The 18867-nt window shown below is 73.6% G+C and carries 18 protein-coding genes and 1 riboswitch; of the genes, 9 read left to right on the top strand and 9 right to left on the bottom strand.

Annotated elements, in window-relative coordinates; all coding sequences use genetic code 11:
• Window positions 1-20: 20 nt before the first annotated feature.
• Window positions 21-527 (bottom strand): bacterioferritin, encoded by a 507-nt coding sequence (gene bfr / locus ITX44_RS13190; RefSeq protein ID WP_205357349.1) that lies wholly within the window; start codon window positions 525-527, stop codon window positions 21-23.
• Window positions 528-652: 125 nt separating this feature from the next.
• Here bfr and ITX44_RS13195 point away from each other — a divergent pair, with 125 nt between their 5' ends.
• The gene (locus tag ITX44_RS13195) at window positions 653-1267 is read left to right on the top strand and encodes a sulfite oxidase-like oxidoreductase (protein ID WP_205357350.1); all 615 of its coding nucleotides are present in this window, start codon (window positions 653-655) and stop codon (window positions 1265-1267) included.
• A gap of 111 nt (window positions 1268-1378) precedes the next feature.
• On the opposite strand, the gene pknB is transcribed toward ITX44_RS13195, so the two are convergent.
• From pknB to thiO, 4 genes are all read right to left on the bottom strand, one after another.
• Complete coding sequence (pknB, locus tag ITX44_RS13200) at window positions 1379-3364, bottom strand: Stk1 family PASTA domain-containing Ser/Thr kinase (RefSeq protein WP_205357351.1); 1986 nt, start codon at window positions 3362-3364, stop codon at window positions 1379-1381.
• 132 nt (window positions 3365-3496) lie between these two features.
• On the bottom strand, window positions 3497-4309 hold the full coding sequence (locus ITX44_RS13205; protein ID WP_205357352.1) for a thiazole synthase: 813 nt from the start codon (window positions 4307-4309) through the stop codon (window positions 3497-3499).
• Window positions 4310-4312: 3 nt separating this feature from the next.
• Entirely contained in the window at window positions 4313-4549 is a 237-nt protein-coding gene (thiS, locus tag ITX44_RS13210) for a sulfur carrier protein ThiS (protein ID WP_205357575.1), read from the bottom strand.
• 44 nt (window positions 4550-4593) lie between these two features.
• Window positions 4594-5784 carry a glycine oxidase ThiO gene (thiO, locus tag ITX44_RS13215; protein WP_205357353.1) on the bottom strand — a complete coding sequence of 397 codons (1191 nt, stop codon included), beginning with the start codon at window positions 5782-5784 and terminating at the stop codon, window positions 4594-4596.
• Window positions 5778-5890, bottom strand: a riboswitch (TPP riboswitch). It overlaps the preceding gene by 7 nt.
• 325 nt (window positions 5891-6215) lie before the next feature.
• On the opposite strand from thiO, the gene ITX44_RS13220 reads away from it, so the two are divergent.
• From ITX44_RS13220 to ITX44_RS13240, 5 genes are all read left to right on the top strand, one after another.
• On the top strand, window positions 6216-7391 hold the full coding sequence (locus ITX44_RS13220) for an NAD(P)/FAD-dependent oxidoreductase (RefSeq protein ID WP_205357576.1): 1176 nt from the start codon (window positions 6216-6218) through the stop codon (window positions 7389-7391).
• A gap of 109 nt (window positions 7392-7500) precedes the next feature.
• Window positions 7501-7875 (top strand): Rv2175c family DNA-binding protein, encoded by a 375-nt coding sequence (locus tag ITX44_RS13225; protein WP_205357354.1) that lies wholly within the window; start codon window positions 7501-7503, stop codon window positions 7873-7875.
• 83 nt (window positions 7876-7958) lie between these two features.
• Window positions 7959-8624: a thiamine phosphate synthase gene (gene thiE / locus ITX44_RS13230; RefSeq protein WP_205357355.1), complete on the top strand. Its 666-nt coding sequence runs from the start codon at window positions 7959-7961 to the stop codon at window positions 8622-8624.
• Window positions 8625-8767: 143 nt separating this feature from the next.
• Window positions 8768-9685: a methylenetetrahydrofolate reductase [NAD(P)H] gene (gene metF, locus ITX44_RS13235; protein ID WP_205357356.1), complete on the top strand. Its 918-nt coding sequence runs from the start codon at window positions 8768-8770 to the stop codon at window positions 9683-9685.
• A 23-nt stretch (window positions 9686-9708) separates the two neighbouring features.
• Window positions 9709-10713: a SirB2 family protein gene (locus ITX44_RS13240; RefSeq protein WP_205357357.1), complete on the top strand. Its 1005-nt coding sequence runs from the start codon at window positions 9709-9711 to the stop codon at window positions 10711-10713.
• 76 nt (window positions 10714-10789) lie between these two features.
• On the opposite strand, the gene ITX44_RS13245 is transcribed toward ITX44_RS13240, so the two are convergent.
• The 4 genes from ITX44_RS13245 to ITX44_RS13260 all read right to left on the bottom strand — a co-directional run bounded on the left by ITX44_RS13245 (window position 10790) and on the right by ITX44_RS13260 (window position 16354).
• On the bottom strand, window positions 10790-13069 hold the full coding sequence (locus ITX44_RS13245; protein WP_205357358.1) for a terpene synthase family protein: 2280 nt from the start codon (window positions 13067-13069) through the stop codon (window positions 10790-10792).
• Window positions 13070-13277: 208 nt separating this feature from the next.
• Complete coding sequence (locus ITX44_RS13250; protein WP_205357359.1) at window positions 13278-14795, bottom strand: phytoene desaturase family protein; 1518 nt, start codon at window positions 14793-14795, stop codon at window positions 13278-13280.
• Window positions 14796-14823: 28 nt separating this feature from the next.
• Window positions 14824-15441 carry a DUF4126 domain-containing protein gene (locus ITX44_RS13255; protein ID WP_205357360.1) on the bottom strand — a complete coding sequence of 206 codons (618 nt, stop codon included), beginning with the start codon at window positions 15439-15441 and terminating at the stop codon, window positions 14824-14826.
• A gap of 298 nt (window positions 15442-15739) precedes the next feature.
• Window positions 15740-16354 (bottom strand): TetR/AcrR family transcriptional regulator, encoded by a 615-nt coding sequence (locus ITX44_RS13260; protein WP_205357361.1) that lies wholly within the window; start codon window positions 16352-16354, stop codon window positions 15740-15742.
• A 402-nt stretch (window positions 16355-16756) separates the two neighbouring features.
• Here ITX44_RS13260 and ITX44_RS13265 point away from each other — a divergent pair, with 402 nt between their 5' ends.
• From ITX44_RS13265 to ITX44_RS13275, 3 genes are all read left to right on the top strand, one after another.
• On the top strand, window positions 16757-17230 hold the full coding sequence (locus tag ITX44_RS13265) for an SAV_6107 family HEPN domain-containing protein (RefSeq protein ID WP_307795245.1): 474 nt from the start codon (window positions 16757-16759) through the stop codon (window positions 17228-17230).
• 27 nt (window positions 17231-17257) lie between these two features.
• On the top strand, window positions 17258-18028 hold the full coding sequence (locus tag ITX44_RS13270; RefSeq protein ID WP_205357363.1) for a methyltransferase: 771 nt from the start codon (window positions 17258-17260) through the stop codon (window positions 18026-18028).
• A 416-nt stretch (window positions 18029-18444) separates the two neighbouring features.
• Window positions 18445-18852 (top strand): SCO2097 family morphological protein, encoded by a 408-nt coding sequence (locus tag ITX44_RS13275; protein ID WP_205357364.1) that lies wholly within the window; start codon window positions 18445-18447, stop codon window positions 18850-18852.
• Window positions 18853-18867 lie beyond the last annotated feature (15 nt).

Below are 18867 nucleotides of genomic sequence, written 5' to 3' on the forward strand. Positions count from 1 at the left end.
GTGGAGCCGGCCCGGCCCGCCTAGTCCGTGGAGTCGGTCGAGCTGCCGTTCACGTCCGGCTGGCGGATCTGTTCGGCCAGGTAGAGCGGTTCGCCGAGCTTCTCCACCAGGGCGAGCTGGGTTTCCAGGTAGTCGATGTGCTCCTCCTCGTCGGCCAGGATCGCCTCGAAGATGTCGGCCGAGGTGATGTCGCTCTTGGCCCGCATCAGCTCCACGCCCCGGCGCAACCGGTCGATCGCCTCGACCTCGACCTGCTTGTCGGCCTCGAACATCTCGGTGACCGTCTGGCCCACCCGGACATGGAACAGCCGCTGATAGTTGGGCAGCCCGTCCAGCAGCAGGATCCGGTCGGTGAGCATTTCGGCGTGCCGCATCTCGTCGAACGACTCCGCCCGGGTGTGCTCGGCGAGCTTCAGCCAGCCGGCGTGCTCCTGCATTTTCGCGTGCAGGAAGTACTGGTTGATCGCGGTCAGCTCACCGGTGAGCTGTTCGTTGAGGAATTCGATCACCTCGGGGTCGCCCTGCATGGCGCCGTCCTTCCGTGTCGGCCCCCCTTGGCCCGCGTCGGCCCCCCGCACCGCTTCCAGGGGCGCATCCTCGCACGCTCCGGGGCCGGTCAGAAGCATTACGTCCGGTCTGTCACCATGGAGACATGGGTCAGTCCGAGCACCGAGGGGGAGAGCTCCCTCCGGGGCAGCGGATCCAGCGGGGCTGGCCGGTCACCCACTACGGTCCCGTCCCGCGGTTCCGCGCCGACCGTTGGGAGTTCCAGGTCTTCGGCGCCACCGCCGACGGCGGGACCACCCGCTGGAACCACGACGAGTTCTCCGCGCTGCCCTACCGTACCGTGGTCGCCGATTTCCACTGCGTCACCAAGTTCTCCATGCTCGGCGTCGAATGGGGTGGCGTCGGCGCCGCCACCCTCGCGAAGCTGGCTCCTCCCGCCGCCGACGTCACCCACGTCATGGTCTGGGCGGAGTACGGCTTCTCCGCCAACCTGCGCGTCGAGGATTTCCTCGACGACTCCACGATTTTCGCCACGCATAAAGGGGGCGAGCCCCTCACCGCCGAGCACGGCTTTCCCGTCCGCCTCGTCGTTCCCCACCTCTACGCCTGGAAAGGGCCCAAATGGGTCCGCGGCGTCGAATACATGACGGCTGACCGCCGCGGCTTCTGGGAGGAGCGGGGCTACCACAATTTGGGTGACCCCTGGAAAGAGCAGCGCTTCTCCTACCAGGAGGAGCCCGGGGACGGGCCGGAGCTCTAGAAATTCCCCCGGGTTCGCCCCGGCTTGGGCTCGCACATGGTCGGGCTGCGCCCGGCGGCGGGCGTTTCGCCGGGAGCGCCCCTTGGGCACTCCGGGCGAACCCGGCGCCCGTTATCTCACCCAGAGGGTGACCGTCGCTCCCTGGGGTGCCTGGCCGGTCGGGGATTGACTGAAAACGGTGTCGCCGAAGAAAAGGGTGATGACCCGCACTTTGAAGCCGGCGTCCTCGAGGATTTGCTTGGCTTCGCCCGTGTGCTTACCGCCGACATCGGGGACGTCGAACATCTGCCGGCCCTTGGAGAGGGTGATGGTGACGGTGTCCCCGGCAGCGGCCTGGGCACCGCCGCCGGGCGATTCACGGGCGACGTTGCCGCTGTCGGCCTGGTCGGAATAGACCGTGTCGGGGGCGATGACGACCTTGAGCCCGGCGTCGGTGAGATCCTGCTGCGCCTGGTCGGGGCTTTCGTCGATGACGTCGGGCACTTCGACCGCGGCACCGCGGGAGACGGTGAGGGTGACGGGGGTGCCCGGGGCGCGATCGGTGGCGCCGGCCGGGCTGGTCGAGATGACCTTCCCGGCGGGCACGGTGTCGCTGAAGGTGCGGGTGACCTGGCCGGGGACCAGGCCGGCGGCCTTGATCTCCTGCTGGGCGGTGGCCAGCGGCCGGCCCGTCACGTCGGGCACCCGGACCACCTGCGGGCCCTTGGAGACGGTGAGGGTGACCGTGCCGTTGTCGCCGATCCGCTTGCCCGGGCCCGGGCGGGTGGCGATGACGTTGCCGCGCGGCACGGTCAGCGAGAAGTCCTGCTCGACCTTGCTGCCGAGCCCGGCCTGGGAGAGCCTGTGCCGGGCCTGGGCCTCGGTGAGCGACAGCACCCCGGGCACCGTGGTGAACCGGCCGTCGGCCACGTACCAGACCCCGGCGCCCACGCCGAGCAGCACGAGCAGGACCGCGATCACCGCCAGCGGGCCGCGCCGGCCGCGCAACCGGCCGCCGCCGCTGTCGGCCCCCGGGCCGTCCGGGCCGTCGGTCCCGGTGGGCGGCAAGGGGAGTCGGCTCGTACGGTTCAGCGCGCTGTCGCCGGTCAGCGGCAGCGGGACGACGCTGGTCGGGTCCTCCGGGCCGGACTCCGCGCGCACCACGCGGGTGGGGTCGTCCGGGTCCGCCGACGGCACGGTGACCGGGGGCGTACGGTCCAGGTCCGCGTCGGTCAGCGCGGCCCGGGCCGCTCGTACCTGCGCGAGCAGGGCGTCGGCGTCGGCCGGGCGGTGCTCGGGGTCACGGGCGGTGGCCAGGGCCACCAGGGCGTCCAGCGCGGGGACGATCGTGGGCACGGCGGCCGAGGGCGCGGGCACGTCCTCGTTGAGGTGCCGCATGATCACCTGCATCGGGGTGTTCCCGGGGTGCGGCTTGCGGCCGGTGAGCATCTCGTAGAGCACCACACCGCAGGCGTACACGTCGCTGCGCTGGTCCGCGATGCCGTGCTCGATCTGCTCCGGGGCGAGGTAGGAGACGGTGCCGAGCACCGCGCCCGTGGTCGCGCCGGTCTGCGTGTCCACCGCGCGGACCAGGCCGAAGTCGGCGACCTTGACCGGGGAGGGCCCGTCCTTCGCGGCGGACCGCCCGGTGGCGTCCGGGTCGCCGTCGCCGAGGAGGACGTTCTCCGGCTTCATGTCCCGGTGGATCAGGCCGGCGCGGTGGGCGGCGCCGAGCGCGGCGAGCACCGGCTCCAGCACGTCCAGGGCGGCCCGCGGCGACAGCGCGCCGCGCTCGCGCAGCAGGCCGCGCAGGGTGCGCCCGGCCACGTACTCCATGGCCAGGTAGACGTAGGTGCCGTCGGTGCCCTGGTCGTAGACGTTGACCACGTTCGGGTGGGCGAGGCGCGCGACCGCCTTGGCCTCGCGGATGAAGCGCTCCACGAAGCCCTCGTCGGCGGCCAGGCCCGGGTGCATCACCTTCAGCGCGAGGGTACGGTCCAGCCGCAGGTCGACGGCCCGGTAGACCGTCGCCATCCCGCCGACCGCGATGCGCTCCTCGACCCGGTAACGCCCGTCGAGCACCTGCCCGACAAGCGGATCCTGCACGGTGATGTCCACGACGCCCGATTCTACGAGTGCCTCCCGACAGGGCGGCCGTCCGCAGACGTCCTGTGCCCCAGTCGTGCCGATCCGCGACACAAATGTGATGCCGGCGTACGCGTGTTCGCCGCGCACTGTCCGTAACGGGTCTCAGAACGCGGGACGTTCCGGGTCGAGGTCGGCCGTGCCGTCGACCGGGCTGGACGCGAGGGCGTGGTGGCGGCGCGGGATACGGCCGGCCCGGGCGGCGAGCCGGCCGGCCAGCACGGCGTGCCGCATCGCGGTGGCCATCACCGCGGGCTCGCGGGCCCGGGTGACCGCGGAGGCCAGCATGACCGCCGCGCAGCCCAGTTCCATCGCCAGCGCCACGTCGGACGCAGTGCCGGCCCCCGCGTCCAGGATCACCGGCACCCCCGCCCGCTCGGTGATCAGCTGGAAATTGTGCGGGTTGCGGATGCCGAGGCCGGAACCGATCGGCGAACCCAGCGGCATGATCGCCGCGCAGCCCACGTCCTCCAGCTTGCGGGCCAGCACCGGGTCGTCGTTGGTGTACGGCAGCACTACGAAGCCGTCGTCCACCAAGGTCTCGGCGGCGTCCAGGAGTTCCACCGGGTCGGGCAGCAGGGTGCGCTCGTCGGCGATCACTTCGAGCTTCACCCAGTGCGTGCCCAGCGCCTCCCGGGCCAGCCGGGCGGTGAGCACCGCCTCGCCCGCGGTGAAGCAGCCCGCGGTGTTCGGCAGCACCCGGATCCCGAGCCGGGCCAGCACCGACAGCACCGAGCCCTTGGTCGCCGGGTCCAGCCGCCGCATCGCCACCGTGGTCAGCTCGGTGCCGGAGGCCAGCAGCGCCTGCTCCATCACCTCCAGGCTGGGCGCGCCGCCGGTCCCCATGATCAGCCGGGAGCCGAACTCGGCATCCGCGATCCGCAGCGGGTCCTCGGTCCGCGTGGTCACCGTCGTCATCGCTCAGCCTCCCTGCACCGCGGTCAGGATCTCCACCCGGTCGCCGTCCGCCAGCGCGGTCGCCTCCCACCGGCCGCGCGGCACCACCGTCTCGTTGAGCGCGGCGGCCACGCCCGAGGGCGCGACGGTCATGGCCGCCACGACCTCGGCGAGGGCCACGGGTGCGGGAAGGGTGCGGGGTTCGCCGTTGACGGTCACGGTGATCGTGGCGGGCGCGGTGTCCGTACGCGTCGCGCCCATGGCGCCGGTCGGCTCCGTCGTCTTCGTAGGGTCGTCGGCGTGCGTCATGCCGTCTGCTCCTGCCGTACGGGGGCGAACCGGTGGGCGGCGAAGGGCCGTGCGTAGGGCGGCAGTTCGCCGGTGGTCAGGGCCTCGGCCAGGGCGTCGCCGGTGACCGGGGCCAGCAGCACGCCGTTGCGGTGGTGGCCGGTGGCCAGCAGCAGCCCGTCCAGCGCCGCCGGGCCGAGCAGCGGGGCGTTGTCGGGGGAGCCGGGCCGCAGGCCGGCCTGCGTCTGGGTGAGCGGCAGTTCGGTGATCCCGGGGACCAGGTCGTGCGCGTCCCGCAGCAGTTCGTACACCCCGCCCGCGGTGACCGTGGTGTCCCAGCCGCGCTCCTCGCTGGTCGCGCCGAGCACCAGCTCGCCGTTCTCCCGCGGCACCAGGTAGACGTCGCTGCCGCGGACCACCGCCCGGACCGTACGGGACAGGAAGGACGCCGGCCCTTCCGGCATGCGCAGCCGCAGGATCTGGCCCTTGACCGGCCGCACCGGGGGCAGCACCCGCGCCGGCAGCCCCGCCACCCGGCCGCTCTCGCTTCCGGCGGCCAGCACGGTGGCGCCGGCCGCGACCGCGGTGCCGTCCGCGAGCAGCACCCCGGTCACCCGGTCGCCCGCCACCTCGATCCGGGCCACCTTCGTCCGCAGGAACCGCACCCCCGCCGCCTCGGCCGCCACCAGCAGCGCCGCGGTCAGCCGCCGCGGGTCCACCTGGTGGTCACCGTCCACCCGCAGCCCGCCGCGCACCCCCGGCGCCAGCATCGGCTCCAGCCGCCGGCACTCCCGGCCGCTCAGCCATTGCGCCGCGAGCCCCAGCGACGTCTGAAAGGCGTGCAGTTCCCGCAGGTGCGCGCGGTCGTCGGCGTCCAGCGCCACGGCCAGCGTGCCGCACTCCCGGTAGCCGGTCCCGAGCCCGGTCGCCTCCTCCAACTCGGCCGCGAACTCCCGATATCGCGCCGCCGACTCGATGCCCAGCTTCAGCAGAGCCTGCTCGCCGTACTGCAGCTCGGTGACCGCGGCCAGCATCCCCGCCGCCACTTGCGCCGCCCCGCCTCCCGGCGCCGGGTCGGCGACCACCACCCGCAGCCCCCGCTGCGCCGCCCGCCAAGCCGTCACCAGCCCGATCAGCCCGCCCCCGACCACCACCACGTCGGCGACACCCTTGTTCTCGAGCCCCACCCCGTCATCGGCACGCACCATCCGCCGCGCCCTCCCTTCGCCGGCATGACCCGGATCAGGTTCATACGGTCGGCAGCCGCCCAGCCACCCTCTCAGCCCGGTCGTCCGGGCTCCCGCGTCTCTTCTGGCAACGGCCACCCTATCCCTCGCCCCTGCCCACGGAGTAGGCGCGGCGCCTGGCACGGGAGTACGTGCAGCTTTTTAGGGGCGCGGGGCTGTGTCTGATATGCGGCTGGCGCCGCGTGGGCGCGACCAGCCACATCGCACCGGCACCCGGCAACGCACCGCAAGGTGCAACGGGGGGTGGCCGCCCAAGGAGTACGCGCAGCCTTCCCCGGCGAACCCAGAGGGCAACGACGAAGAACCGCCTCAACGGAATACGTCCACCACTTCCCGCCCGCGCCAGCTACGGTGATCGCGTGAGCGAAGACGCACTGATCGTCGGCGCCGGCATGGCAGGCGTGCAGACAGCAGTCGAGCTGCGCCAACAAGGCTGGCGCGGCCACATCACCGTACTCGGCGACGAACCCCACCCGCCGTACGACCGCCCGCCGCTGTCGAAAGCGGTGCTGCTCGGCGCGGCCGAGGGCGGCGAGGACGTGGACGTACGGTTCGACGTGGACTTCGCCGCGCTCGACGTGGACCTCAGACTGGGGGTGCGGGCAGAAGCGCTGCGCGCCGACAAGCACGAGATCGTCACGGACACCGGCGTCGTACCGTACGACAAGCTGGTCCTGGCGACCGGCGCCTACGCGGTGACGCTGCCCGGGACGGCCGGCCTGGAAAACGTCTATCCGCTGCGCACCCTGGACGACGCGTCGGCGCTGCGCCCCGTGCTGGCCCGGCAGCGGCAGGTCGTCGTGGTGGGCGCGGGCTGGATCGGCGCGGAGTTCGCCACCGCCGCGCGGCAGGCCGGCTGCCCGGTGACCGTGGTGGAGGCGGCAGACCGCCCGCTGGCCGGTGCGCTGCCCGCGGCAGTGACCGAGCCGATGCGGGCCTGGTACGGGGAGTCCGGCGTGGACCTGCGCACCAGCACCCCGGTGGCCGCGGTGGATCCCGGCGAGGTGGTCCTCGCCGACAGCAGCCGGCTGCCCGCCGAGGCGGTCGTGGTGGGCATCGGGGCCCGACCGGAGACCGGCTGGCTCGGCGGCTCCGCCGTCGCCCTGGACGAGATCGGCGCGGTACGTGCCGACGACCGGCTGCGTACCACCGCGCCGGACGTCTACGCGGTCGGCGACTGCGCCTCCTTCCCCTCCGCCCGCTACGGCCGCCGGCTGCTGATCCACCACTGGGACAACGCCGTCCAGGGCCCGCGCACCGCCGCCGCCAACCTGCTGGGCGGGGACGAACCGTACGACCCGGTGCCGTACTTCTGGTCCGAGCAGTTCGGGCGGTTCGTGCAGTACGCCGGCCACCACGGCGACGAGGACACCATGGTGCTGCGCGGCGACCCGGAGGCGGCCTCCTGGACGGTGCTGTGGCTGCGGGACAGCACACTGGTGGCGCTGCTGGCCGTCGACCGGCCGCGCGACCTCGCCCAGGCCCGCAAGCTGATCACCCGGTCGGCCGTCCTCGACCCGGCGGTGGCCGCCGATCCGGCGGTGCCGCTCAAGGACGCGGTGCGCTGAGCCGGAGCCCGCGCGGCCCGGCCCGTACCCCGTTCGCACCGGACGGAAGGCAGCGGGGCTGCGTGTCGCGGCCGCAGCGGTTGTCGGCGGGTGGTGGCACGCTTGTGCCGTGACTGATTTCTCGTCTGTTGACGCACACATCGACGCCCTGGTCCCCTCCTGGCTGACCCTGCCCGAGGTGGCCGAGCGTCTTGGTCTCGACGTGACCCGGATCCGCCCGCTCATCAAGGAGGGGCAGCTCATCGCGGTCCGGCGCGGCGAGAACAAGGTGCTGATGGTCCCGGGCGACTTCATCGGTGACGGCAAGATCGTCAAGGGTCTGCCCGGCACGCTGACGCTCCTCAAGGACGACGGATTCACCGACGAAGAGGCCCTGGAGTGGCTCTTCACGCCCGACCCCACCCTGCCCGGCACCCCCGCCGCGGCGCTGCGCGAGAATCGCGGGACCGAGGTGAAGCGCCGCGCGCAGGCGCTCGCCGTGTAGTCCCGCGCCCGATCCGGTCCCCGCGGCGGCCGCGAGTCCGCCGCCGTCGGCCGCCGTCCGCGCGCCGACCCTGGGGAGCCCGGATGACCAGCGCCCACGACCAGCTCGCCGACGCCCGGCTGTATCTGTGCACCGACGCCCGCGCGGACCGCGGCGACCTCGCCGAGTTCGCGGACGCCGTGCTGGGGGCCGGGGTGGACGTGATCCAGCTCCGCCAGAAGGGAATGGAGGCCCGCGCGGAGCTGGCCGCGCTCGCGGTCCTCGCGGCGGCCTGCCGCCGGCACGGCAGGCTGCTCGCCGTCAACGACCGGGCCGACCTCGCCCACGCGGCCGGTGCGGACGTCCTGCACCTGGGACAGGACGACCTGCCCGTGCCGGCCGCACGCGCGATCGTCGGCAACCGGATGCTGATCGGACGGTCCTGCCACTCCGAGGACCAGGTCGCCGCCGCGGCCGACGAGCCCGGCGCCGACTACTTCTGCACCGGCCCGGTCTGGCCCACCCCCACCAAGCCCGGCCGCCCCGCGCCGGGCCTGCCCCTGGTCCGGTACGCCGCCGCAATGCCCGCCGCGGTCTCCGCGGGCCGCCCCTGGTTCGCCATCGGCGGCATCGACCAGGACACCCTGCCGCAGGTGCTGGCGGCCGGCGCCCGCCGGATCGTGGTCGTCCGCGCCGTCACCGAGGCCCCCGACCCGGCCGCCGCCACGGCCGCGCTGGCCGCCGCGCTCCGGGCCGCGGACGCCGGTTGAGCCCGGGCCGCCTTACGGGGGAGGAGCGTGCGGGCCGGCCAGGCCAACCCCGGATGTCCCGCACGTGGCCGGAAAGCGGACGTAATCCGCCAAATGACAAAGCTCGGTGACGCTCGGTCGCCGGAGCCGGTTAACCTGCACTCATGGCCCTCGGAACCGCCTCCACCCGCACCGACCGCGCGGTCACGATTCGTGAGCTGCTGGCGAGCGGCCGCAGGTCGTACTCCTTCGAGTTCGCCGCGCCCAAGACCGAGAAGGGCGAGCGGACGCTGTGGAACGCGATCCGGCGGATCGAAGCGGTCCGGCCCACGTTCGTGTCCGTGACCTACGGCGCCGGCGGCTCCTCCCGCGAGGGCACCGTACGGGCCACCGACCGCATCGTGTCGGACACGACGCTGACCCCGTGCGCGCACCTGACCGCGGTCAACCACTCGGTGGCCGAGCTGCGCAACATCATCGGGCAGTACGCGGACGCGGGGATCCGCAACATGCTCGCCATCCGCGGCGACCCGCCCGGCGACCCGCTGGGGGAGTGGATCCCGCACCCGCAGGGCCTGACCTACGCAGCCGACCTGGTCCGCCTGATCAAGGACTCGGGCGACTTCTGCGTGGGCGTGGCGGCGTTCACCGAGATGCACCCGCGCTCGACCGACCCGGCCGAGGACACCCGCTACTTCCTGGACAAGTGCCGGGCCGGCGCGGACTTCGCGATCACCCAGATGTTCTTCGACCCGGACGCGTACCTGCGGCTGCGCGACCGGGTGGACCGGGCCGGCTGCACCGTGCCGATCATCCCCGAGGTCATGCCGGTCACCAACGTCCGGCAGATCGAACGGTTCGCCCAGCTCGGCAACGCCCCCTTCCCCCCGGCCCTGGCCGACCGCATCCTTGCCGTGCAGGACGACCCGGCGGCGGTCCGCGCGATCGGCATCGAGTTCACCACCGAGATGTGCCGGCGGCTGATGGCCGAGGACATCCCCGGGCTGCACTTCATTACGCTTAATCACTCCACCGCGTCGCTGGAGATCTACGAGAACCTCGGACTGCACCAGCGGGCGTGACCCCTGGGTGAGGAAGTGGGCACATGGGCTACTCGGTGCTCTACATCGCGTTCGGCATCGTCGCGCTGTGGCTGCTGGGTGAAGTGCTGCTGCAGTACAAGGCCCGGCTGCGGTGGCGACTGCTGGCGTTCGCCGGGTTCATCGCGGTGGTCGGCGGGGTCGCGGTGCGCCAGGTGCCGCTGATCCTGCTGGGCGCCCTCGCCTTCGGCGCCGGGCAGACCTTCGTCACCCTGTCCTACAAGCGTGGCTTCTCCACCGGCTGGGCGCTGCGCGGCCTGCCCGGCAAGGGCGCCGCCGACCGCGACCGGAACGCGGTGGGGACCGGGGGGCCCACGCTGGCCGTCACCCCGGTCGAGGAGGAGGACTCCGGGGGCTTCGCCGCGGCCGGTCCGGGCCAGGACGTGGCGGCCGGCGGGGACGACGGCGACCCGAACGGGCCGGGGCAGCCGGGGCAGGTCTACCAGCCGGTCCCGCTGGACGACAGCGGCGAGTACCCGCTCTACGACGGCCGGTCCTCGTACACCGCCGACCCGTACACCAGCGGCGGCTACGAGGGATACGGGACGCAGGGGTACGAGGGCTGGGGCGGCGACCAGCAGCAGGCCCAGCAGCCGGCCGCGGCGGCGTACGAGAACTGGGACCAGTCCGGCTGGGGCGGCCAGGGATACGGCTACGACCAGGGCGGCTACCAGCAGCCCGCTGCCGCCGACGGCTACGGCGGCAACGCCTACGGCGGCGGTTACGGCACCGGCGGCTACGAGGGCGGCACGTACGACTACGGCGGGTACGGCGACTGGGCCGCGCAGCAGCAGGGCGGTCAGGTCCCGCAGGAGAATCACGGACAGGGGCAGGACCAGGGGCACTCCTCCGAGTCCTACGGCGGCGGGGCGGAGCAGGGGTACGGCTACGACCCGCAGGCGCAGCCGTACATCCCGCAGCAGCAGCACCAGTCGCCGTACGAGCAGCCCCACCAGCAGGCGCAGCAGCAGTACGGGGAGTACGACCCCTACGATCCGTACCGCTCCTGAAGCCGCCGGACCACGGCGTACGGGCGGGCCGGTGACGACATCGGCCCGGCCGTACGCCGTGGGTCCGTGCGGGTGATCAGGACGCCGTGACCGCCCGGGCCAGCAGACCGGACAGGCGCGCGGCCGCCGTCCCGAGCCCGGACGGCACGGCCCACACCGGCCCGGCCGCGACGGCGGGGGCGGAGGGGATCGCCGCGACCTCCGGGTACAGCCGGCGCAGCACCTCCTCCCGGTAACGGCCCACCTGCTGGTGCCAGTTGAGGATGCCGGACAGCCAGTTCCGCAGCTCCCGGGCGTGGTTCAGCAGGATGCCCCGGGCGATGTCGTCGAGGTCGAACTCGTCGAAGAGCGCGGGCAATTGGGTGTCGGTGATGTGCTGGAACTCGGCCAGCCGGGCGGCGAACAGGTCACCGACCACCGCCATCGCCTGCTGCGGCGCGCAGTCCAGGAAGGTGCCCACCACCAGCACCGCGTTGTGGATCTCGCCCTCGAACCGGATCTCCTTCTGGTACGAGAACACGTCGTTGATCAGGCAGGCCGCGTCCGAGGCGGCGGCCTCCATGGCGCGCACCGGGCGGGAGCGCAGGATGTCGTCGGGCAGCGCGCCGGCGTGCGCCAGCCGGGACAGGCTCATCGTCAGGTCGGAGCCGAAGGTCAGCCGGCGCATCTCCACGTAGTCCACCGGATCCGGGATCCGGTTCTGCCGGCCGTTGGCCAGCTCCCACAGCCAGCTCTCGCACATCTCCTCGACGGCGGTACGCAGCCGGCGCCGCGCGGCCGGCGGCATCGGGCCCGCACTGCGCCGCCACAGATCGGCCAGGCCCCGTTCCAGCGCGGTGACCGGTTCCGGCACGGGCCCGAGGTCCAGCGGCATGAACAGCGGGTAGCGGTCGGTGGCCGCGCGGGCCGCGGCCAGGTCGCCGCTGCGGCCGAAGACCGCCGGGTAGAAGTCGTCGCCGTAGGTGCCCCAGATCAGCCAGCCGGTGGTGAGGTCCAGGCCCTCCGGGTCGGCGTCCGGGTGGATGCCGGCCGAGCACAGCGCGAGGTCGTAGGCGTCGTACTTCTCCTCGTTCCACAGTCCGCCGGGCACCGGGTAGCCGGGGTCGGTGTCCAGGATGCTCATCCGGCAGGCCCATTCCAGGCCGTTCGCCCGCGCCCGGTCCAGGTGCGGGCTGAGGGTGAGCGGGAAGGGCACGGACAGCGCGGCCCGCTCCACGTCGCTCACGTCCTGGAACGGCCGGTGGGCGTACGCGCGCAGCCGCTGCGGCATGGTCGCGGCCAGCGAGGGGAGGATCTGCGCGGCCGAGGTGCCCAGGCCCGTCGGCCCGGTGAGCAGTTCCGCGGCGCGGTCGCCGCCGCGGTCCCGGGCGCCGTTCATGTACCGGCTGGAGCGCATGTGCCATTCGTGGCCGCCGGACTGCCAGTCCTGCAGGCCCTTGACGTAGGCGAACACCGCCAGCCGCTCCTGCGGGCCGAGGCCGTACTGCGGGAACAGCGGCTCCACCTCGGTGAGCGCGGTGTGCTCGAACTGCTGCAACCGGGACGTCAGCAGCTCATTGACCTTGTCGGCGGCCTGCTGCGGGGCGAGCCCGAGGAAGCGTTCCAGCACCAGGACGGCATTGGCGAGTTCGCCCTCCTCCTCGGTCTCTCGCTGGTACGAGAACAGGTCGTTGCGCAGGTGCACGCCGTCGGCGAAGCAGTCGCGCAGCACCCGCAGCGGGCGGCTGGCCGCGATCGCCTCCGGCACCTCGGCGTTCGCCGCGTGCTCGACCAGGTTCGCCGACCAGGGCGCGCCGCCGACCTTGCGGCGCATCTCGATGTACTCGATCGGGTTGGACACCCGGCCCGCGCTGATGTTGGACAGCTCCCAGAGCGACTCCTCGAGCAGGTGCTTGGTGCTGACGTGGAAGCGGGTCCGCCAGTCCCGGGACATCGTGGGCACGGTGCGCGCCCACAGGTCGGCCAGGCCCGCCTCCACCTGGTTGGTCGGCTCCGGGACCGGGCGGTCCGAGTCCACCGGCATGAAGTCCGGCAGCCGGTCCAGGTACGCCTTCGCGCCCGGCATGTCCTGGCTGCGCTTGAACAGCTCCAGGAAGTGGTCGTCGAAGAAGAACACCCACACGTACCAGTCGGTCACCAGGTCCAGTTCCGGCCCGGTCGCGTCGGGGTGGGTGTACGCGCACAGCAGCGCGTAGTCGTGCGAGTCGAAGTCGTGCTCGTCCCAGATCCCCGAGCCCTCGATCATCCCGAACTCCCGGGCCCAGCTCTTGGAGTGCTCCCGGGCCCCTTCCAGATGGGGGTTCAGGCGTGCCGGGTACGGCACGTAGAACTCCGGCAGTTCGAATGGCTGCGGCATGTCGTCGTCACGGCCTTCCGCTCGGCGTCTCACCCGACCGCCACACGCTAGGTCCCGACCCCGGCCCCCTGCGCCCCCAACGCCCTTTTCCCCCCGATCAGTTGAATTCGCCCGGAGTCCGGCTTAAGGATCTTGGAGACGGTTTCGGGGGACGGCCGCCCGGGCCCCGCCGTCTGGCCCCCGCGTCCGGGCGCGGGGGCCCGGACGCTCAGCGGCTGCCGCCCGGGCCGCCGGCGATCAGGTCGGCGACGATCGCGCCCGACATACCGGCGTGGGGCAGTCCGCCGCCGGGGTGGGCCCAGCCGCCGGCGAACCACAGGCCCTTCACCGGGCCCTTGTTGGGGGCACGCAGGAGGGCGCCGTCGGCGCCGGCCAGCACGGGCCGGGGCACGGACCCGCCGGGCGCGCCCGTCTCCCGTTCGGTGTCGGCCGGCGTCCGCGCCACCCGCCACACCTCCCGATCCCTCAGCCCCGGAACGGCCGCCTCCGCCGCGGCCACCAGCCGCCCGGCGAAGTCGTCCGCCACCCCGGGAGCGGTCCAGTCGACCACGCCCTGCGGGGGAACGGTCGCCGTCACGGTGACCGGCTCATGGGCGCCGTCCGGCCGCAGCGCCGGATCGTCCGGGCGCAACACGGTGACGGTCAGCGCGTCGGCGCCGGGCAGGTCGCCGCGGTGCGGCCCGAACGTCCAGTCCAGGCCGGGTTCCGGGCGCGCCGCGTGCACCACGGTGCGGTGCGCGGTGCCCTCCGGGCGGCCGCCGCGCAGCGCCAGATGCACGGTGAACCGGCCCGGCTCGTCCACCGGTCCCGGCTCCGGCCACTCGTCCTGGTACGTCCAGGGCACGACCTCCTCGTCGTACAGCGCCCGCAGCGGCGCCGCCGCGACCACCGCATCGGCCTCGAACCGTGTCCCGTCGGCCAGTTCCACCCCGCTCGCCCGGCCGTCCTTCTCCAGCACCTCCGTCACCGCCGCACCGAACCGGAACTCCACCTTCCGGGCCAGGCACCGCTCGTACACCGCCTCGGCCAGCGCCCGCAGCCCGCCGCCACGCACGTACCAGACCCCGAAGCTCTGCTCCACGTACGGCAGGACGGTCGCGGCGGCCGGCGCCGTCCGCGGGTCGAAGCCGTACGCCAGCGCGTGGCTGCCGAGCAGCGCCGCCGCCCGCGGGTCGCCCAGCTCGCGCGCCCCGACCTCGGCCAGCGTCGGGGCGCCGCGCCGGAACAGCCCGCGCCGCACCACCGCCGGATACGGGTCCCGGCCCAGTGCCCGGGCCCCGCGGCCGAAGGTGTCCTCCAGCAGCGGGCGCCGGGTGACCTCCCAGACCTGGCGGCCCCGGAGCATCACCTCGCTCCACCGCTCCCCGCTGCCCGGCCCGAACGCCGCGTCCAGCGCCTCGATCACCCCGGACCGGGACGTGTTGGGCAGCGACACCGCGGTGCCGTCGGCGAAGACGTGCCGGCTCGCCGGATCGGCCTGGACCAGCTCGACGCTCTGCTCCAGCGACTCCCGGCCGGTCTTCACGAACAGGTCGCGGTAGACCGCCGGGAGCAGCAGCAGCCCGGGGCCGGTGTCGAAGCCGAACCCGTCCCTCTCGAACCGGCCGACGCTCCCGCCGTAGGTGTCCGCCCGCTCGAAGACCGTCACCCGCTGCCCACCGGTCGCCAGCCGTGCCGCCGCCGCCAGCGCGCCCATACCCGCGCCGATCACCGCAATCCGTGCCATGCGCAGGACTGTAGCGGCGCCGCGGGCCTCAGCCCGCCGCCGGGGTACCGCCCTGCACCGGCACCCGCCCCTTGGCCCGGCGCTCGCGGCGCTGGCGCAGGAATCGCCGTATTCGGGAGAAGAGGAAGGCCACCGTGGCCACGCCCAGCGCGAGCAGGGTGCCCGCGATCAGCGCGGCGGCCAGCGGGTGGAAGAGGGCGAAGACCACCAGCGCGGCCACCACCACGTCCTCGGCGAGGCTGAGCACGATGTTGCTGGCCGGCTCGGGTGAGGTGTTCACCGCCATCCGTGTCCCGGCCTTGACCAGATGGCTGGCCAGCGCGGTGAGCCCGCCGATCGCGCCCGCGGCGAGCTGCGGCAGCGAGCCGTGGTGCCCGGCCAGCAGCGCGGCAACCACCCCGCCGGCCACCGGCCGGATGAAGGTGTGCACCACGTCCCACAGCGTGTCCACGTACGGGATCTTGTCCGCCACCGCCTCGCACAGGAACAGCACCCCGGCCACCACGAGCACGTCGGTGCGCTGGAGCGACGCGGGTACCTGGTCGCTCGCCCCGGTGGTGCCCATGACGCCGAGCAGCAGGACCACGGCGTACGCGTTGATCCCGCTGGCCCAGCCGCTGGTGAACACGAGTGGAAGTGCGGACATGCCCGTGACTGTAGCGAACCGCCCCAGCCCGCCGCGCCGCTCGCACCACGGCCTGTGGACAACTCCGGCGAACTCCCGCCCCTGCCGTTCCGGGCCGCAACTCCCGTACCGCGGGCCCGGACCCTGAGTACGAATATTGAGTACGAGTACGGATGGGCGGGGCCGCCGGGCCCCGGAAGAGTGGAGGACGCAGACCGGGCCGGTCGGTCCGCCGACACGGGGCGGCGGGACCTCCGGCCGGTTCGTCAACGGGGGTTGACCGCCGGCGTGCGCCCGGCCGCCCGCGGGAGACCGCTCGTCACCTGCGGGCGGCCACGCCGCCGACCCGGCCGTGCAGCAGCCGGGACAGCGCGGCGTGCACCTCGTCCAGGCTCCGCTCGGGCTGGAACGCCTGCCAGTCGAGGGCGGCCACCAGCACCATGCCGAACAGCGCGGACGCGGTCAGCGGTACGTCGATCTCGTCGCTGAGCTCGCCGGCCGCGACCGCCTCGCCGAGCACCCGCTCCACCACCGCCACCGCTTCCTGACGGACCATCATCAAGGTCTCCTGCCAGGTGCGGTTGGTGCGCCACAGCTCGGCCACGTAGAGCTGGGTGAAGGACGGATAGCGCAGGATGAAGGCCAGTCCGGCGCGGATCATCTCGTCCAGCGCGTCCACCCGGGTGCCGCCGCGCGCCTCGGTACGGTCGGCCGCCATCCGCAGGGAATGGGTGAGCAGCCCGACGCCGTGCCGTAGCAGCTCCTCGAACAGGTCGTTCTTGCTGGCGAAGTTGTAGTAGACGGTCCCTTTGGCAACTCCGGCCCGCTCGGCGATCTCGTCGACGGTGGTGGCGGAGAAGCCCTGCTCGGCGATGAGGGTGACGGCGGCCTCGTAGAGCTTCTGCCGGGTGGCCTGGCGTCGTGCGGTACTCATGGCCCCGATTCTGCCCGTCCCGGGCCGGACGCGTTCACGGTACCGATCAAGGATTCAGCGCGCTGACCGCGGCCGGACCCGGCAGTTTCGCGCGAACCGGTGTTCCCGCAGGTCAGGGCAATTGTCAGTGGGTGGCCTCACCATGGGTCGTACGGAAACAGGTTCCGTGGACGGACCCGAAGAACGGCGCGAAGAACAGCCAAGGAGAAACGTACGGAGAAGCGTACGGAGAAAGGAGGCCGTGCCATGGCGGTTCCCCGTGTTCCCAGTACTCCCCGAGTTCCCACCGCTCCCGGTGTTCCCGGCGTTCACGGAATTACCGGTGTCCCCGGCGTTCCCGATTTCCCTGGCGTCACCCGCGCTGCCGGTGCTCCCGGCGGCGACCGCGGTGACGGTGGCGACGTGCACCCGGTGCTGCGCCGGGCCGCCGCCGCGCCCGCCGCCCTCGACCTGCTCACCCAGGCCCACGCCGGTCTGGCGGAGGCCGCCACCCTCCAGACCCCCAACGAGCGCTACGCCACCGCGCACCTGGCGGCCCTGCGCACCGCCGCGGCCGTGCTCGCTGTGCGGGGCCGCCCGGAGGCCACCGCCCGGCAGCGCCGCCGGATCCGCACCGCCTGGGAGGTGCTGCCCGAGGTCGCGCCCGAACTGGCCGAGTGGAGCGCGCTGTTCGCCGCCGGCGCCGCCCGCCGGGCCCGGGCCGAGGCGGGCATAGCCGGCGCGGCCGGCCCTCGCGACGCGGACGACCTGATCCGGGCCACGGGGATGTTCCTGCGGCTGGTGGAGCGGATGCTGCTGGTCCAGCCCGCGCTGGAGAGCGGCGCTCCGCAGGTCCCGGGGCCGGCAGCCTCTAGAGTGGGAGCCGCCCGTAGCTGACACCGCCCGCGAGGAGAGCCGCCCGCCATGTCCCCCCAAGGAGGGGCGGAGCCGATCCGCCCCCGCGCCAGCCTCCGTACCGCCGTGGTGTGGGAGGTGCTCCGGGACGCCCTGGAACGGCGGGCGAAGGCGGCCGACCGCCCGGTCCTGGACGTGCTGGACACCGGCGGCGGCACCGGGAACTTCGCCGTGCCCGTGGCCCGGCTCGGCCACCGGGTCACCGTCGTCGACCCCAGCCCCGACGCGCTGTTCGCGCTGGAGCGGCGCGCCGCCGAGGCCGGTGTCACCGACCGGGTGACGGGGGTCCAGGGCGACACCCACGGCCTGCTCGACGTGATCGCCCCCGGCGGGTACGACATGGTGCTCTGCCACGGCGTGCTGGAGTACACCGACGACCCCGCCGAGGGCGTGCGCAACGCGGTCGGCGCGCTGCGGCCGGTCGGCTCGCTCAGCCTGCTCGCGGCCGGGCGCGGGGGCGCGGTGCTCGCCCGCGCCCTCGCCGGGCACTTCGCCGAGGCCCGGCACGCGCTCACCGACCCCGACGGGCGGTGGGGCGCCGCCGATTCGCTTCCACGCCGCTTCACCGCCGACGAGCTGACCCGGCTGGTCACCGAGGCCGGCCTGCGCGCCGCATCCGTGCACGGCGTCCGGGTCTTCGCCGATCTGGTCCCCGGCGTGCTGGTCGACACCCAGCCGGGCGCCCTCGACGCCCTGCTGCGGCTGGAACTCGCGGCCGCCGAGGAGCCCGGGTTCCATTCCGTGGCCACCCAGTTGCACGTCCTGGGCGAGCGCGGCTGACCGTACGCCCGTCGCGCGCCTCCGCCCGGTGCGCCCCCGCCCGTACACGGGCCACCGCGGTCACCGGGCGCCGCCGCCCGTTCACCGTCCGCCCACCGTTCGCGACCGCTCCTGCGGGGGCACCGCCGGACACTTCCGTACACGGTCGGACAGGGCGCCGACAGGGCAGCGGAAGGGCTTGCGGAAAGCGCCGGAAGGGGCCCGGAACGGGGCCCGCGGGAGAGCGGGAAAAGGGAGTCCGTCACACCCCGCCCACAGCGCGCTTCCTGACCGTATGCTGGCATGACGTAAGGGCGGACGGGGAATGAGAGCCCCGTCGGATTGGCGTAGTGGGGCGGGTTTCACGGGGGCGAATCCCTGCCTATCCTGGATAGGTCGGACCGGTCGCCCTCGCGGCCGACGAGTAGGAGGTCTCCGTGCCGCTCTCGGAGCACGAGCAGCGCATGCTTGAGCAAATGGAGCGAGCGCTGTACGCCGAAGATCCGAAGTTCGCGTCGGCGCTCGAGGGAAGCGGGCTGCGCACGTACACCCGCCGGCGCATCTACCTCGGCGCGGCGGGCTTCCTGGCCGGCGTCGGGCTGCTCATGGGCGGGATGATCGCACAGCAGCCGTGGATCAGCGTCGTGGGCTTCCTGGTCATGCTGTCCTGCGCGGTTCTCGCGGTCACCGGCTGGCGCCGGGCCACCCGGCCCGTGGAGCAGCCGCAGGCCCTCCCGCACAACCGCCGCTTCGGCGGGCGCCGCCACCACCAGCCCCGCCGCGGCAAGGTCATCGACCGCATCGAGGAGCGCTGGCAGCGCCGCCGCGACGAACAGGGTCAGTGACCGCCGGCCCGGACC

The sequence above is a fragment of the Actinacidiphila acididurans genome, from assembly GCF_016918855.1.
Taxonomy (GTDB): domain Bacteria; phylum Actinomycetota; class Actinomycetes; order Streptomycetales; family Streptomycetaceae; genus Actinacidiphila; species Actinacidiphila acididurans.